Here is a 16,351-nt window from a genome sequence, read left to right as displayed (position 1 = left end):
TATTATAATTAATGATACTTTGTTTAAATAATATAAAAAGTTATAGTATAATCTAACAAACACATGGTTATATTATTTTAAAATAATAAACTTGTATTTTTTTAATGTTATTTCTTCCTTTAAATCAACTATTTTTTCTTCATATAAATCTTTTACTTTTCTATTTACCAAATAATCTGGTAATCTTAAGGTTAAATCTTTGGATGAATTATTTATTATTATTGTAATAGATTCTTTCCTTAATATAATTGTTCCATTTTCTTTATCTACTAGTATCCATTCATTTGATACAGTTCTAAGTTCTCTATTTGATTTACGAAGTCTAATAATCTTCTTCATAAAATCAAGTATATCTTTATTCCACTTTCCTTCATTCCATTCCATACATTTTCTTTGTCCTTCAGATACTGGACTTAGTTCTCCTTGCATTCCTATTTCATCACCATAGTATATACACGGACCTCCTGATTGTATAAACATAAACAAATATGCAAGTTTAAATTTATCCACATTTCCATCAGCATAGCTCAATATTCTAGTAGTATCATGACTTCCAAGTAAATTAAAAATAACTTCATTAACTTGCATTGGATAGCTTACTATTACATCATTTATCATGTATTTAAATTCTTCAGCATTTATCTCATTTGTACAAAAAAATTGTTTCATAGCTTCTGACATTAAATAATTCATAACTGAGTCAAATTGGTCTCCCATCAACCATGGTAAACTTCCATGCCAAATTTCTCCTAATATATATATCTCAGGTTTTATTCTTTTAATCTCTTGTCTGAATTTTCGCCAGAAAACATGATCTACTTCATTTGATACATCCAATCTCCATGCATCTATATCAAATTCTTGTATCCAATACCTCCCTACACGCAATAAATATTCTATTACTTCTGAATTTTCTGTGTTAAGTTTTGGCATATATTTTTCACACCCAAAAGTTTCATAAGGTATGTTTTTTTCATCTATTTCTTCTATTGGAGTATCAACTTTACTCATATCTTTTATATAAAACCAATCTTTATATCTCGAATTATTCTTATTTTTAACTACATCTTGCCACTGCTTAGAATAATATCCTATATGATTAAATACAGCATCCAACATTATTTTTATATTTCTTTTATGGGCTTCTTCTATTAGTTTTTTCAAAGTAGATTTATCACCTAAGGTAGGGTCTATTTCCATGTAGTCCATCGTATCATATCTATGATTAGTTTTTCCAACTGTAATAGGACAAAAATAAATTCCATTTATCCCTAAATCGCTCAAATAATCTAGGTGGTCTATTACACCTTGTAAATCTCCACCTGTAAAATTATCTCTTGTTGGAATAGCGCCCCATATATCTACTCCTTCTGGATTTATAGATGGATTTCCATTTGCAAATCTATCAGGAAATATCTGATACCAAATAGTTTCCTTTACCCAATCTGGAACTTTAGGTATATCTATATAATTCAAATATGGATATCCAAAAAAATTACTTATTTCGCATAACTCTTTTTCATCATTTTCGTTTCCTAATTTTATTATCTTTTTCTCTGTAAATAAAATTTTTTCTTCTTGACCTTCTATTATAAATCCATATCTCGAACGTTTATTTAAAGGCTTACACTCAGCTATCCAATAATCAAATAATTCTGTTTCTACTTCTTTGTTCATTGTTATATTTGTTCCACCAGACCAACCAAGTCCAGATGCATTTAGATTCCCTCCTCCTGCACCTCCTTTGTCCCATACATATTGGTCTCCTATCCTTAAGGTCACTTTTTTTGCCTCATTTTTTTTGGTTCTAATTCTTATATGTAATGTTTCTCTATCATAGCCATAAGCATAGTTGCTCATTGGTATATGTAGTATAGCCTCTTTTGTTAAAGTTTGTTGAGTTGATTCTGTGATTTGATTGCTTAAGGTTATATTTTCTTTATTTTTATTAGACAACTTTATCCCTTCTTTCTAATAATTTGCATGATTTAAAGATAGGTTAATGTATTTAACTATTATATCATAATAAAAAGATATAATAGTTAAATATAATAGTAATAGTTTTCTAATTTGAGACAATCATTTTTCTTAAACTTAAACTCTTCTCTATTATCATTTTTTACAAAATAAAAACCTCTAGTATTTTCCTAGAGGATACAATATTCTGCTATTAATTTTTATACTAACTTTCAAATTATTTAAAAAGACTCTATATGCCATATTAGTTCTTTATGCTATATTATTAGATTTAACTTTTTCTATGTTTAAAAAATAAGTTTCTCTTTCTTTAAATAATGATACATATTTAAAATCAAGATATTTAAGCATATCGTAAGCCACATCAAAATCTTTGCAGATATCTTCTACTCTATGAGAGTCAGAACCTACAGTAACTATAAAACCACCAAGTTCTCTATATCTTTTTAAGATATCTTCATTTGGATGTATGGCATTTAATCCATATCTATAACCAGATGTATTTAACTCTATTCCACTTCCATTATTAATTATTGACTTTAAAACTTCATCAATAATATCTTTAAAATCATTATATATTACTCTGTTATCTGAATATATCCCATATCTAGATATATAATCTAAATGTCCATATATATTATAATCTTTAAACTCATGATTAGTTTCAAGTATGCTATTAAAATATTTATAGTACGCATCTTCTTTGCTAAGTCCTTCAAAGTATTTTTTTGATGGAACAGGTACGTTATCAATTGTATGAGTTGAACACAATATAAAATCAAAAGGATGTGAACTTATTACATCTTTTATTTCATTTTTTAAATGTTTTCTATATCCTACTTCAACACCTAACAATAATTCTATATCCTTTTTATACTTTTCTTTTAGTGTATTAAACACTGGGACATAGTTGTTATAATCTATACAAAATCCCTTCCCTTCATCATGTTCTAAATGGTCTGTAAAAGTTAAATATCTAACACCTATACTTATAGCTTTTTTTATTGTATCTTCTATTGAATCCTTTCCATCACTTGAAAAATTAGTATGAATATGATTATCAATTAAATTCATATTATCCCTCCCTTTATTTTATCTATCTTAATTATACTACAGGTTTATTGTATACAATTGTTAAAAGAAAATGATAATAGTTAAATTTTATTTACAATACTTCCTCTTAAATAAATATTTTATTTTTACAATAAAAGAAGTGTCTATCTTTTGATTTAAAAAAATCAATGCAGACACTTCCTTAGTAATATATTTTGGTTAATTTATCTTTTAAAAATTTGCATTTTTTGACAAATTTTAGTGGTTATATATCCAATCATATAAAAAGCGGCATAAAGTAAAATATAGATATATGCTGAATCATTTAAAAACATATACATTAATATTATATAAGTTATTAAAGATACTACAAGTGATAAAATCCAGTTGGTTTTACTCAATACACAAACTATCCCTTGAATTAAAAAGGCAATTGGAAAAATTAAAATCATCCCTATTACAAAAATCCCTTTAGAATGAATATCTGGTATATTGAATATATCTGTAGCAAAAGTCAAAAACACCAATAACATTATGATTGTAGGAAATATAATACTAAAAACATTACTCTTTTTCATAATAAATTTTCCTTATTTGTAATTTTGAATTGGTTATTTAATGAAACTCATTAAATATAACCATTAAATTAATAATTTAATTACTTTATCGCCTCAATTTCTCCCATCATTCTAACTAAGTCTTGTCCATATTGACCACCAGCCCAATTATTAGAAAGACTTTCAACTGTTTTAGCTTTCCCAAACAAAGATTTTTCATGTCTAGGGTCTACTGGATTTGAAAGTGGATAACCCTGTTGTCCTGCATATAGACATAAATGTTGAATTTGAGCTAGTATTCCCTCTTCCCAAGTATCAAATTTTGAGTGTGCATTTTTGTCAGTATCAGAACCACCAACAGAAGTCTTAAGTCCACAAGGATTCTTAAAAGATGCATCTAATACTCCACCAAAATTACAGAAACCAGTTTCTTTTGCTGATTGAGCTACAGCTAAAACAGGATTTACACCTTCTTGAACAGCTGTATCATACAGTATTGGTATTAATTCTATAAATAAATCATTGGCTTTTTTAGATTTTGCCCATTTTAAACAAGCTTCTAAGCTAGCTGTTGGTTCACCTAATATACTTGTCTCATCTTTCATAGGTGAATCCCCTTTTGTAGACGAATCACCATTATTCTGTGCAGCAGAAACACACTTATTATATACACTATCGCTTATTGAGCCTAATCTAGTAATCTTATCTGCTCCTGCTAGTATGGATTTATCACTATCTTCTGATACTAATACAATTGGATTATCTTTAGCAATTGTAGAACCTGTAAGAGCATTTACTAAATCATATCCATCACTTAAATAAAATTCTGATGAATCTGGATAAAATTCTTTTATAACTTTTTTATTTGTATCATATCTATCTGAACCACCAAGTCTCTTAGAGTTAGTCTTGTTAACTAAACTCGTACTCATAGAAATACTTCCACCTACAGCATATGATTTTACATTACTTGTTGAAAAAGGAACACTTTTTCCATCTGTAAGTACTATAGGAGCTACATCTCTTACTGAGACAGGTGCAGCACTTATAGTATCAGCCTCTCCTTTATATGCATTAGTTAATATAACTTCATCAACTTTTTTAATGCTACTTACTTCTTTGGCAACACTATAACTAGTCTTTATTCTATCATCTCCACCTAATCTAGTTACTTGCGCTCCTGTATTTTTCAGTTCAGTTTCTACTGACTTACTTATTGATAACTCTTTACCTATTATGTATATCTTTTTTACATTTTTTAATCTTTGTTTTGTCTCATTTGGTATGTTACTTTTTTGAGCAAGTAAAATCGGAGCATCTACAGCACCAGCAAGACCACTTGCTGAAAGACCATCTGCTATAGAACTATCCATATTTACCACAATTGCTGTATCATAACTCGTTTTATCTGCTATTAATCCAGCCGTCTCGTATATGTTCTTACCTTTAATGGTATCTGATGTTAATGCACTTACATTAGGTGCGTTCATTAGAAATATAGCTAATGTTAAACCTAATGCTAAAACTCTTTTAATTGTTCTCATATTCTTCCCCCTTGATATATCAAGTTTAATCCAAAAATGACTATAACATAGTAATACATCTACGCTATAGTCATTTATTATAATTTAATAATTATATGTTTCTTATTATATCATAAATTACAAAAAGTTTCCATAATATTAGATAGATTAGAGAAAAAATTTACATTTTAGTTACAATTTTCCATTTTTTAATTCTAATGTATACATATTTGGTAACAATTTGTAATAAAAGATAGTAAATACACTTTGTATTCATTTTAATATTATACAATAATGAAATTTATTGCATATAAAAATTTAATAAAAATTATATAAGACTTTCACTATTGAATAAACATATTATAAAAAGCAATAAAAGATATCTTTTATTGCTTTATTTGAATAAACGAAATATAATGTATTGCGTAGTAGATAAGAACCAAGGAGTCAAAAAAATGATTTCTCTTCTGCTCCTATCTTTAATACCTGTACTGACTGGTGGTACTGTAGCTCTTTTCAATAACAGCACAAAGACAATTTAGGATTTGTTTTTTTCAAAAATCATATTATCATTTATCATTTGCATGTTATTTGCTATTACATTGCTCTTTCTATTTATTGTACTAATTGTTATTTTAAAGTTAATGAGAAAAATAACAATCAATATTTCACTGCTTCTTTCTTTAATGTTCGGTTTTGCTCTTGAAACCCTTATTATTGTATTTGTAACTACATGTGCAGGAACAATTGTAATAAATTTAAGCAGAAATATTATAGTAACAAGTGTAGCAGGTATGACTAATCCTTCATCATGATATTAAAATAGAAAATTTTAGATATGAAAAAGTTAAGAAAGGGCACAAAAATATAGCATTTAAGTGGATGACTATTATTCTAATTGATTATATAAAATGACTTTCCCATTTTAGAAATAGGAATAATTATTTTTTCAAAATAACCTAAAAAATAAGCTTCTAATAACTTAAAAATCTGGAATCTAACTTCTTCTATTAATCTCGTCTGTTATTAATGATTTAGAAATATACATTGCTTTTATTATATTTCTAAATCGTTTGTAATTAGTAGTACCCTCTGCAAATTTTGACTGTGCTTTTTCACATTTGCCTATACTTGAAGATACAGGTCGTAGTGCTTCTATTAATTCTTCTTTTGTATATTTATCAATTATATTTTCATCTGTTATTAATGATTTTGAAATATACATTGCTTTTATCCTATTCTTAAGGAGTGAGTGTTGAGAAGTCCCTTCCATAAACTTTAGTTGTGCTTTTTCACATCTTACGATAACTGAAGATACAACTCTTAGTGTTTGTATCAATTCTTCTTTTGTATATTTATCTATAAGTATTTCACCTCAAATCCTAATTTATTATTGTATACCTTAACTTACTCTAATATTTTTTCATACTATTATAACATATTTTTAGTGCTATTCTAATATATAATGTGATATATTCTAATTAATGGTATTTTCGAACTTAATCAAATGTTATTCTATTATAAGGTCATAGTATATATATGAAAATACATAAAAATACTTAACTTTTTTAAGGAGATCTACGATGAGCAACAAACAAGGTTCTAACATAAAAGATGTAAAAATTAAAAATAAGTTAATAATACTGAAACTACTTTCTACAAATACTCCTATGTCTAGAGTTGATTTAGCTAAATCTACAGGTCTTACTAAAATGACTTTATCAAACCTAGTCACTGAACTTATTAATGAAAATATGATTAGAGAGATAGAATCATCAACTTTAAATGCACATTCATCAGGTCGTAAACCTATTTTATTAGATATTTCTAATATCTCTCCTTGTGTTTGTGGCATTTTGATAAGAAGAAATATTTGTAAGGTAATCATTGCAGATTTAAAAGGTAATATTGTCAAACAACTTTTTGAGACTTACCCTAAATATCTGTCAAATGACGTTTTAAAAGATATAATAAAACGAATGTTTTCTAAAATAATGAAAAATAACAAAAGAGATATAATTGGAATTGGGATTTCTTCAATAGGTCCTGTAGATAATATAAATGGTATAATATTAAATCCTCCAGACTTTGGAAACGTATCAAACCTAAACATAGTAAATTTTATAGGAGAAATATCTGATTTACCTATATTTTTGATAAATGATGCTAATGCAGGTGCTTTGGCTGAAAAAATGTATGGTCTAGGTAAAGATATTCCAAATTATATATATCTACATATAATGAATGGAATCGGAGCTGGTTTAGTATTAGAAAATAAACTTCACACTGGTAATTTAGGGCAAAGTGGTGAAATAGGGCATACATCTATTAATTTTAGTGGTCCAGTATGCAGTTGTGGCAATAATGGATGTCTAGACTATTATACAAGTGTGAGTAAGTTAATTAAAAGAATTGAATCGTTAAGTCATATTTATCCAGATTCTCCACTAATTAATTGTAAAGATTTTTCTCTAGTCAAGTTAATAGATGAAGCCAATAACAAGGATAATCTAGGTATGTTTTTACTTGATGAATTTTGTACATATATATCATATGCATTAGTAAATACACTTACCTTAATTGATTGTAGTTCTATAATAATAGGTTATGACTTTAATATTCCTGGTACATTTATAGAAAATACATTATTAAAGAAATTGACTGCTTCAGCAAGTTTTTCTAAATATAAAAAAATAAATGTAAGGCATTCAAATTTTGGAGCAAATGCACCACTAATTGGTTCTGTAGCCATAGTAAGCTATAATTTTTTTAATGGTAGTATAAGTTTTGATTAAATATGTAAAATATTAAAATATTTAATCACTTTTGTTGAATATTTTTCCATTTAATATTATTATATCTTATAAGAGCGTTTAAAATTTGGAGGTATAAAAATGATTTCAGCTAAAATGGAAAAATTACTTAATGAACAGATTAACCATGAATTATATTCTGCATATCTTTACCTTTCTATGTCTTCTTACCTTGAAGCAGAAGGACTTAAAGGATTTTCTAATTGGTTTTATGTTCAATATAAAGAAGAAACAGACCATGCTATGTATTTCTACAAATACTTACATAATGTAGGAGGAAATGTTCAGCTTGATGCTATACCAATGCCAGATGCAGACTTCACTTCTGCAATGGATGTTCTTGAGCGTACATTAGCTCATGAACAAAAAGTTACTGCTTTAATAAACAATCTAGCTGCTGTAGCAAACTCTGAAGCAGACTTTAGAACTTCTCAATTCTTACTTTGGTTTATATCTGAACAAGCAGAAGAAGAGACAACTTGCGAAGACAATATAAAACGTGTTAAACTTGCTGGAGAAGGTGGGTTATTCTTTGTGGACCAAGAATTGGCTACTCGTACATATTCAGCACCAACAAATCCACCTGTAACAATATAAAAATATTACCATTAAAATTTTTAGTATAATAGATAAGGTGTATTAAATGTGGGGTGACTGAAAATCACAATCTATAAATTAGTGTGATTTTCAGTCAGTACTTTAATTATGGTTGAATACCAAAACTTGTTAACTATTTATATTTAACTATTAAGGCGTCTACTACACATACACCTTTTCCTTTAGGATATACGAACACAGGATTTAAATCTATTTCCTTAACCTCATCCTTGTTTTCATAAGCATATTTACCTAATTTAACCATCATATCTGCAAGAGCATCAACATCACAAGGTTCACTACCTCTGTATCCATTTAAAAGCTTAAATGATTTCAACTTCTTAAGCATCATTATAGCTTCATCATGATTTATAGGCAAAGGATATAAAGTAGTATCTTTAAATACTTCTACAAACACTCCACCTAAACCAACCAATAACATTGGTCCAAACTGGTCATCATTAGTTATACCAATAATTATTTCTATTCCACTTTCAACCATTTCTTGAACCAATATACCATCAATCTTGGCATTTGGCTTTGCTTCTTTTACGTTAGTTAAAATCTCATTATATGCGTTTACTGCCTCTTCTCTATTATTAATTCCTACTTTGACTCCTCCAACATCAGACTTGTGTAATATCTCTGAAGAGTTTATTTTTAGGACAACAGGATAGTTTATATAATTTAAAATTTCATCCAATTCATCAATACTTTTTGCAATACCTTGACCTGGCACTGGTACTCCATATTTCTTCATTTCAATTTTACTGTCTAATTCCGATAAAGCTACTACATTATTTGAGTTTCTTTTCTTAACAGCTTCAAATTCTAAAGTTCTCTTTGAATAATCATAATCTACAAATTTAGCCATTTTATTGAAACAAGTAAATGTAGTCCCAACTGATGACATTATAGGTACTTGGCTGTTTTCTAACCTAGCCCTATAATTCAGATATCTATTTCCTTCAAGTGTAGGAACTGCAAATACAGGTTTCTTTAATCCCTGCTCTCTAGCTTCGCTTACAGCTTGACAAAGAGTCTCATGCATTTCATTTTCTTCATCTCTTATATTTGCACCTATCATAGTAAATCCAACACTATCATCTTTATCAAATGTGTGTAATAATCCTACTATCATACCTTTTTCATGGAATAATGCAGTCGTAGCATCCAATGGATTTTTAGGTGTTGCAAATCCTGGAAGATATTTTTTCATCTCTTCTTTAGTTTCAGCAGATATTTCTGCAAGTTCTACGCAATTTTCTTCTGCTAAATCTGCACAAATAGTATTTTCTCCGCCTGAGAAGTTTATTGCTGCAAAATTAGAATTTTTAGGTAAATTACCCTCTAAGACACTAAAAGCCTGAGCTAAACTCATAAATTGTTCTAAATTCTCTACAGAAATTACTCCATACTTTTCAAAAATACTTTCAAAAGCTTTACTTGAACCAGCTAAGTTTCCTGTATGGGAAGCAGCTGATATAGCTCCTTTTTCTGACCTTCCTGACTTCAAGATTATTACTGGTTTTCTTTTTTGAGCTGCTTTTTTTAGTGCATTTATAAATTTTTGAGGATTTTTTAGTCCCTCAAGATAAATAGCTATTACTGATGCATAATTATCATCTACAAGAAAGTCTACTGCATCTTCTAGTGTAACTATATTTCCATTTCCTGTTGAAAAACCATAAGATATATTAAAATAATCACTTGAAACAATTTCTGCAGTTATAAATCCACTTTGCCCTACAATTCCTATCCCTGGTTTTTTAGTATCCAAATCCCACTTAGAACCACCAGCCCATAGATTAACTTTATCTATACAGTTTAGTAATCCCATACAGTTTGGACCTAATATTTTCATATCATATGTATTAGATATTTCTATAAGTTGATTTTCTAAATCTACTCCATCTTCTGTTCCTTCTTCTGCAAATCCACTAGCATATACCACTGCCGCCTTTGTTCCTAATTCTCCAGAATCCTTTAACACAGATGGAACTACATTTCTAGGTGTGCATACTACCACACAGTCTACAACTTCTGGAACTTCTTGTATTGTCTTATAACATTTTCTGCCAAATAACTCTTCTCTTTTTGGATTTACATAATATACTCTATCTGTATCTTTACTTTTTACTATGCTAAGTGCAGCACTTCTACCAAAACCAAGTTTATCAGTAACTCCTACTATAGCAATACTCTTTGGTCTAATAAGTTTTTCCAAACTCATAAATTCACTCTCCTATATGTTTATAGTTGTGATTTTAAGTGAATTCCATCTCAAGATAAAGCTTCTCTTGGCACTTAAAATCTGCTAAATCTTGAGATGAATCACTTAAGATAAGGGTAATTTATTAAATGGCGTTATTATAGCCTTCCATGAATGCTGCTTCATTTTGAACATTAAATTTGCCTTTTCCTTTTTCCTCAAAGAAATCACACATAGTTTTTATAGCTAATTCTTTCTCAAATAATCCTGTTTTTGCAATCAATGCTCCAAGAACTACTACATTTGCGGCTTTTGGATTGTTTGCCTTTTGAGCTAATTCCTGACAATTTATTTTAACTACATTTACATCTTCTCTTAATACTATATTTTCATCTATAGCAGACGTATTAATAACTACTGTTCCTCCTTCTTTTACTAAATTTATATAATCTAAGGATGGCTTATTCATTGCTACTAAAACATCTATTTCTTCCATATCAGGTCCACCTATACTCTCATCAGAAAACTTAACCACACTATATGCTTTTCCACCTCTCATAGTTGGACCATATGCTGGCATCCAAGTAACTTGTTTTCCTAATTCAAGTGCTGATTCAGCCACAATTAAACCTAAAGTTAAGACTCCTTGACCACCAAATCCTGCAAATACTAACTCTTTTTCCATAACTATTCACCATCCCTTTGCTTAAATTCGCCAAGAGTATAATATGGCACTATTTCTTCTTCAATCCACTGGATAGATTTTTCTAATGATACACCCCAGTTAGTTGGGCAAGGTGCTAATATTTCAACCAATGAATATCCCTCTCCATTCAATTGAGCTTCTATAGCATTTTTTATATATTTTTTTAGATTAATTATTTCTTTTGGACTATGAACTGAACCTCTTGCTACATAGGCTACATCAAAGTAATTTGCCACCATTTCAGGAACTTTTAATGGACTACCAGTAGTTTTTATATCTCTTCCATTTACACTTGTTGTTGTAACTTGACCTGGCATAGTAGTCCATGACATTTGACCACCAGTCATTGCAAAGTTATTGTTATTTATTACAAACACAGTTATATTATGATTTCTATATGCAGTATTTAATGTTTCAGAAAGACCTATAACATATGCATCTCCATCACCTTGATAAGTCATAACTAACATATCTGGTCGTGCTACTTTTACTCCTATAGCTGTAGATGAAGCTCTACCATGTGCGGTTTGCATCTTATCTCCATTCCAGCTAAAATTCATATTACAAACACAGCCAACGCCTAAAGTTAATACATGATTTTTTTCATATCCATTTTCTTCTATCACTTCTGCTATTATACGGTTTACTATTCCATGACCACAACCTGGGCAAAATTTATTTGGTATTGAAACAATGCTAGGTGTTAATCTATCTGTAGCCATATTAGAACACCTCCTTAATTTCGCCAGATTTTATTTTGCTGTAAGTGTCCATTACTTGTAATGTTTTTGGTATATGATTTCCACTAAATAATCCATAAACAGGTACATTTTCTTTGCATATTTTCTTTGAAGCTAATGCAACATCCTCTACTAACTGCCCTGTATCAGTTGACTCTACTGAGATAAATCCTTTTACATCTTTATTTACCTTTTCAAATGCTTTATATGGGAAAGGCCACACTGTTATTGGTCTTATTATTCCAACCTTTTCGCCTTGTTCTCTAAGTCTTCTAACCGCATTCATAGTTGTTCTTGATGGTATCCCGAACGCTACAAACACATATTCTGCATCTTCAACTTGATAATCTTCCCATTGTTGTTCATTTTCAGTTATTCTCATACGCTTTTCCATACAAAAAGCTGGTTTTTGGTTATCTGGAACTTTTGCATGGTCTCTATTGCTTCCATCATAAGTCCAACCTAAGTCTTCTTCTCTTTTCTTAAATTCAGGAAACTCTACTGGTTCCATCATTTGACCTAAAGCTGCTTCTGTCAAAATTTCAACAGGCACTCTATATTTCTCCGCTACATCAAATGAGTTATACATTAAATCTACAGTTTCTTGAATACTATTTGGTGCATAAACTATTAGATGATAATCTCCATTTCCTCCCCCTCTAGTGTCTCTTAGGTAGTCTGTTTGTGCTGAATCTAGTGAACCAAGACCAGGTCCCCATCTTTGCACATTTACAATTACACAAGGATAATGATTTGCACATAAATATGAGATTCCTTCTTGTTTTAAAGATATTCCTGGTCCTGAAGAACTTGTCATAGACCTCATTCCACTTGCATATGCTCCATATACCATATATATAGCAGCCATTTCATTTTCAGATTGTATAAAAGTTCTTCCAAGTTCAGACATTCTATGTGATAAAAATTCCATTACCTCTGTTTGTGGTGTAATTGGATATCCTGCATAAAACTCACAACCACCTCTTAGAGCTGCTTCTGCAATGGCGTGATTCCCCTTCCACATTTTTTTCATATTCTCCCAACTCCTTTTAAGCCTCTTGACATGCTTCTTCTTTAATTATTTCAAATACATTATCTGGACATACTTGATAGCAGATTCCACAAAGTATGCATTTGCTTTCATCGACTTCTACATGAGTATATCCTTCTGTGTTTATATTATCGGATATTTTTAATGCTCCTTTTTTACAAGATATAACGCAGTATTCACAACTTTTACATCTCTCTGCGTTTATTTTTAAACTCATAGTTACACCCCATTTCGTAATATTTCTATCTATTAGCCAATATTTGGCTCTTCCTTAAGATTTAATATTTCTTTTAAAACTGCTACAAATTTCTTGTTTTCTTCCATAGTTCCAATACTTACACGTGCATGTGTAGCATTTGGTCTTATTACAAAACCTCTTTGTTTTAAGTCTTCAAATAGCTTAGGTATATCTGTTTTCATATCTACATAAAGGAAGTTTGATTGTGAATCTACAACATCAAATCCCATTTTTGTGAACTCGTCTTTGAAATAATCCATTCCAACTCTATTTAACTCATATGTCTCCTTTATAAATTCATCATCATCAAGTGCTGCTGTTGCTCCACTTATCGCAACACGATTAGCAGAGAAAGGTTCTTTTACGGTAAATAAAGTTCTTATTATCTCATCTTTAGCAATACCATACCCTACTCTAAGTCCTGCAAGACCATATATTTTAGAGAAAGTTCTTGTCACTATAACATTGTAATTTTCTCTTACATATTTAAGCCCATCCACATAATTAGGTACTGTTAAAAATTCTATATATGCTTCATCTAATATAGTTATAATATTTTCAGGGACTTTCTTTAAAAATTCTTCCAATTCTTTATCATCTACAATTGTTCCTGTTGGATTATTAGGATTACATACACATATTAATTTTGTTTTATCTGTAATCTTATCTAATATACCTTGTAAATCATACTTATAATCCTCTGTTAAAGGTACCTCTACTGGTATTCCTTCATTTTTAACAGTTGCTGTTCTATAAGATGGGAATGTTGGGTCACAGTATATAACTTCATCCCCTCTATTTATAAAAGCTTCACCTATTAGCGTGATAACGTTATCCGCTCCATTAGCAACAATGAAATTTTCTGCTTTTAGATTCAATTTTTCAGCTAATTTTCTTCTAAGTTCATTAGCTTCTGGCTCTGGATAAAGTTGACCTTGTTTTAACATTTCAATCATAGCTTCCATTGCTTTTGGTGATGGTCCTAGAGGATTTTCATTTGAAGCTAGTTTTATTATTTCTTTTACACCATATTTTTCTTTTACTTTTTCTATTGGTTCACCTGGAACATATTGATGTAATTCTTTTACTGTATTTCTCAATAATTTTTCTATCATTTTTAAAAGCCCCCTCTGTATATGTATTTTCATTTATATAAACGTTATTGCGTCTACTTACTCTCACAACTAAACTAAGTCATTTACTCAAATTTTTTATTAAGCGTTTCTTTGATTTAATTCTTCTCTTATTTGATTTAATTTTTTATCACTTACTGGATATAAGATTGCTATAACAACAGCTATTATTAAAGGTATTGCCATAGAGTAAGAAATCATATTTATAAAACCTGTTTTAACTGCTGCTGTAACTACCATATCAGCTTGATATCCCATTGAATTCATTAAAATTGTTCTTATAGTAGTCGCAAGTAATACACCTACTTGTATTGCAACTGGATATAGTGACATACTTAAACCTGGTAAATCTTTTCCTGATTTCCAATGTCCATAATCACAAGAACCAGCAAAGAAGTTAAGATTTATTATTGATACTACATTTGAGAAACCTCCACCAATTGCCAATAACATAGTTACACCTAAAGTTGTTCTCCCCCAAGGAGTCCATGCAACTAACAAGTGACATAATGCACATATAGAGAAAGAAATTATTGAAGCTAATTTTTGTTCTTTACAAATTCTTATAAATACTGGTGCGAAAAACATAAAGCCTACACTTACCAAAGGCATTATTGCTAAAAATACTGCTAATCCACGTTCATCTTCTATTACATACTTAAAGTAATAAGGAGCTAAAGGTCCTAGCCCTATAGATCTTATGCATATAAGAAACTCTAAACAGAATGCCATCATAAGTGGTACATTAGTAAATAAAGCTTTTAGCATTTCACTTGCTTTAATTTTTGGTTTTTCTTCTTTTTGAAGTACTTCAGCTTCTGCTCCAGACTTTATTATCTCTGTTGAAGAAAACCAAAATACTAGAAGACATCCTACTGCAAAGAATAGATAAGTACCTAAATAACCCATTCCTTCTCCACCTAGTACATCTGCAAATAAAACTAATAATAACGGATATGAAAAACCTACTAAAAATTTTCCAACTTCTTTGAATATATTTGTAGTAGTCGAACCTATAACTCTGTCTCTAGGTGTTTTAGTAACCACAGGGTAAATAGCATAGATTATAGTGAAAACTACTTGCTGAGCACAAGATGCTATTAACAATAATGCTGTCATTAAAGGTAAAAGTAATGTTGGGCTTATTTTCATTAATGGAACTATGAAAAATACTCCATATGTTAGTGCTAATGCTGCTGGTGTATATCTAAGCCAAGGATAATATTTTCCTTTTTTAAATGGTTGTTTGTCAAATACAGTACCTGTTATTGGAGCCACAGCCATCTTTATGAAAGATTGTATTATTTGCATACCACCTGCCATAATTACCCCAAGCTTTGCTACATCAGTTAAAAATATGTTTGTTACTGTTGATACAAAGTAGCCTATAAAATTATATGCCAAATTTATAGAACCTGAGTAAGTGTATACTGCTCTCTTTTTAGGGTCTCTCATATCATCTCTAAAGTTTGATATAAGGTTTCCTTTTGGTTTGCTTTCTTGACTACTCACATCTACCCCTCCTTAATATAATTTATTCTTTATTTATTTTTATTCACGTATAATAATTTGAATTTCAAATCCAACTCTACACTTTTTATAATTCGAATCAAATTTTTATATGTGTATAATTTTAATTTAATTATATTCTTAAAATTCAAAATTGTCAAACACTTTTTGGTTTTATTTTTTCATTACTCAAATGAACTAAAAAGGCATTTATACTTAATTTAAATCGTTATTTTTATTAA

General features: G+C 29.4%; 15 protein-coding genes. 3 read left to right on the top strand and 12 right to left on the bottom strand.

Translation table 11 applies throughout. The features are described 5' to 3' along the window. Nucleotides 1–72 precede the first annotated feature (72 nt). The 4 genes from IC213_RS03015 to IC213_RS03000 form a co-directional block, all read right to left on the bottom strand. The gene (locus tag IC213_RS03015) at nucleotides 73–1,956 is read right to left on the bottom strand and encodes a glycoside hydrolase family 13 protein (protein WP_227862726.1); all 1,884 of its coding nucleotides are present in this window, start codon (nucleotides 1,954–1,956) and stop codon (nucleotides 73–75) included. A 273-nt stretch (nucleotides 1,957–2,229) separates the two neighbouring features. Next, nucleotides 2,230–3,051, bottom strand: a complete 822-nt coding sequence (locus IC213_RS03010) for a histidinol-phosphatase HisJ family protein (RefSeq protein ID WP_227862725.1) — start codon at nucleotides 3,049–3,051, stop codon at nucleotides 2,230–2,232. Between the two features lie 203 nt (nucleotides 3,052–3,254). Beyond that, on the bottom strand, nucleotides 3,255–3,608 hold the full coding sequence (locus IC213_RS03005) for a hypothetical protein (protein WP_227434853.1): 354 nt from the start codon (nucleotides 3,606–3,608) through the stop codon (nucleotides 3,255–3,257). An 80-nt stretch (nucleotides 3,609–3,688) separates the two neighbouring features. Next, nucleotides 3,689–5,131, bottom strand: coding sequence for a cell wall-binding repeat-containing protein (locus tag IC213_RS03000; RefSeq protein ID WP_227434856.1), 1,443 nt, complete (start codon nucleotides 5,129–5,131; stop codon nucleotides 3,689–3,691). 623 nt (nucleotides 5,132–5,754) lie between these two features. Here IC213_RS03000 and IC213_RS02995 point away from each other — a divergent pair. Next, nucleotides 5,755–5,925: a hypothetical protein gene (locus tag IC213_RS02995; RefSeq protein ID WP_227862724.1), complete on the top strand. Its 171-nt coding sequence runs from the start codon at nucleotides 5,755–5,757 to the stop codon at nucleotides 5,923–5,925. 182 nt (nucleotides 5,926–6,107) lie between these two features. Here IC213_RS02995 and IC213_RS02990 read toward each other — a convergent pair whose 3' ends face one another. Beyond that, the gene (locus tag IC213_RS02990; protein WP_255612860.1) at nucleotides 6,108–6,449 is read right to left on the bottom strand and encodes a hypothetical protein; all 342 of its coding nucleotides are present in this window, start codon (nucleotides 6,447–6,449) and stop codon (nucleotides 6,108–6,110) included. Between the two features lie 244 nt (nucleotides 6,450–6,693). Here IC213_RS02990 and IC213_RS02985 point away from each other — a divergent pair, with 244 nt between their 5' ends. Both IC213_RS02985 and IC213_RS02980 read left to right on the top strand, forming a co-directional pair. Beyond that, nucleotides 6,694–7,905 (top strand): ROK family transcriptional regulator, encoded by a 1,212-nt coding sequence (locus tag IC213_RS02985; RefSeq protein ID WP_227434857.1) that lies wholly within the window; start codon nucleotides 6,694–6,696, stop codon nucleotides 7,903–7,905. Between the two features lie 99 nt (nucleotides 7,906–8,004). Further along, nucleotides 8,005–8,520 (top strand): ferritin, encoded by a 516-nt coding sequence (locus IC213_RS02980; protein WP_227482506.1) that lies wholly within the window; start codon nucleotides 8,005–8,007, stop codon nucleotides 8,518–8,520. A 133-nt stretch (nucleotides 8,521–8,653) separates the two neighbouring features. On the opposite strand, the gene IC213_RS02975 is transcribed toward IC213_RS02980, so the two are convergent. The 7 genes from IC213_RS02975 to IC213_RS02945 all read right to left on the bottom strand — a co-directional run bounded on the left by IC213_RS02975 (nucleotide 8,654) and on the right by IC213_RS02945 (nucleotide 16,112). Further along, on the bottom strand, nucleotides 8,654–10,753 hold the full coding sequence (locus tag IC213_RS02975) for an acetate--CoA ligase family protein (protein ID WP_227862723.1): 2,100 nt from the start codon (nucleotides 10,751–10,753) through the stop codon (nucleotides 8,654–8,656). Nucleotides 10,754–10,877: 124 nt separating this feature from the next. Further along, a complete protein-coding gene (locus IC213_RS02970; protein ID WP_227840925.1) occupies nucleotides 10,878–11,417 on the bottom strand; it encodes a 2-oxoacid:acceptor oxidoreductase family protein in 540 nt (179 codons plus the stop codon). Nucleotides 11,418–11,419: 2 nt separating this feature from the next. Then, the gene (locus tag IC213_RS02965; protein WP_227434863.1) at nucleotides 11,420–12,160 is read right to left on the bottom strand and encodes a thiamine pyrophosphate-dependent enzyme; all 741 of its coding nucleotides are present in this window, start codon (nucleotides 12,158–12,160) and stop codon (nucleotides 11,420–11,422) included. A 1-nt stretch (nucleotide 12,161) separates the two neighbouring features. Next, a complete protein-coding gene (vorB, locus tag IC213_RS02960) occupies nucleotides 12,162–13,211 on the bottom strand; it encodes a 3-methyl-2-oxobutanoate dehydrogenase subunit VorB (RefSeq protein WP_227434866.1) in 1,050 nt (349 codons plus the stop codon). A gap of 16 nt (nucleotides 13,212–13,227) precedes the next feature. After that, the gene (locus tag IC213_RS02955; RefSeq protein WP_227434869.1) at nucleotides 13,228–13,446 is read right to left on the bottom strand and encodes an indolepyruvate ferredoxin oxidoreductase subunit alpha; all 219 of its coding nucleotides are present in this window, start codon (nucleotides 13,444–13,446) and stop codon (nucleotides 13,228–13,230) included. A 32-nt stretch (nucleotides 13,447–13,478) separates the two neighbouring features. Then, on the bottom strand, nucleotides 13,479–14,582 hold the full coding sequence (gene hisC / locus IC213_RS02950; RefSeq protein WP_227862722.1) for a histidinol-phosphate transaminase: 1,104 nt from the start codon (nucleotides 14,580–14,582) through the stop codon (nucleotides 13,479–13,481). A 99-nt stretch (nucleotides 14,583–14,681) separates the two neighbouring features. Continuing rightward, nucleotides 14,682–16,112 (bottom strand): MFS transporter, encoded by a 1,431-nt coding sequence (locus IC213_RS02945; RefSeq protein WP_227434873.1) that lies wholly within the window; start codon nucleotides 16,110–16,112, stop codon nucleotides 14,682–14,684. Between the last annotated feature and the right edge of the window lie 239 nt (nucleotides 16,113–16,351).

This window comes from Clostridioides sp. ES-S-0049-02 (assembly GCF_020658465.1).
In the GTDB taxonomy this organism is placed as follows: Bacteria; Bacillota; Clostridia; order Peptostreptococcales; family Peptostreptococcaceae; genus Clostridioides.
This window is presented reverse-complemented; position numbering and strand designations above follow the sequence as displayed.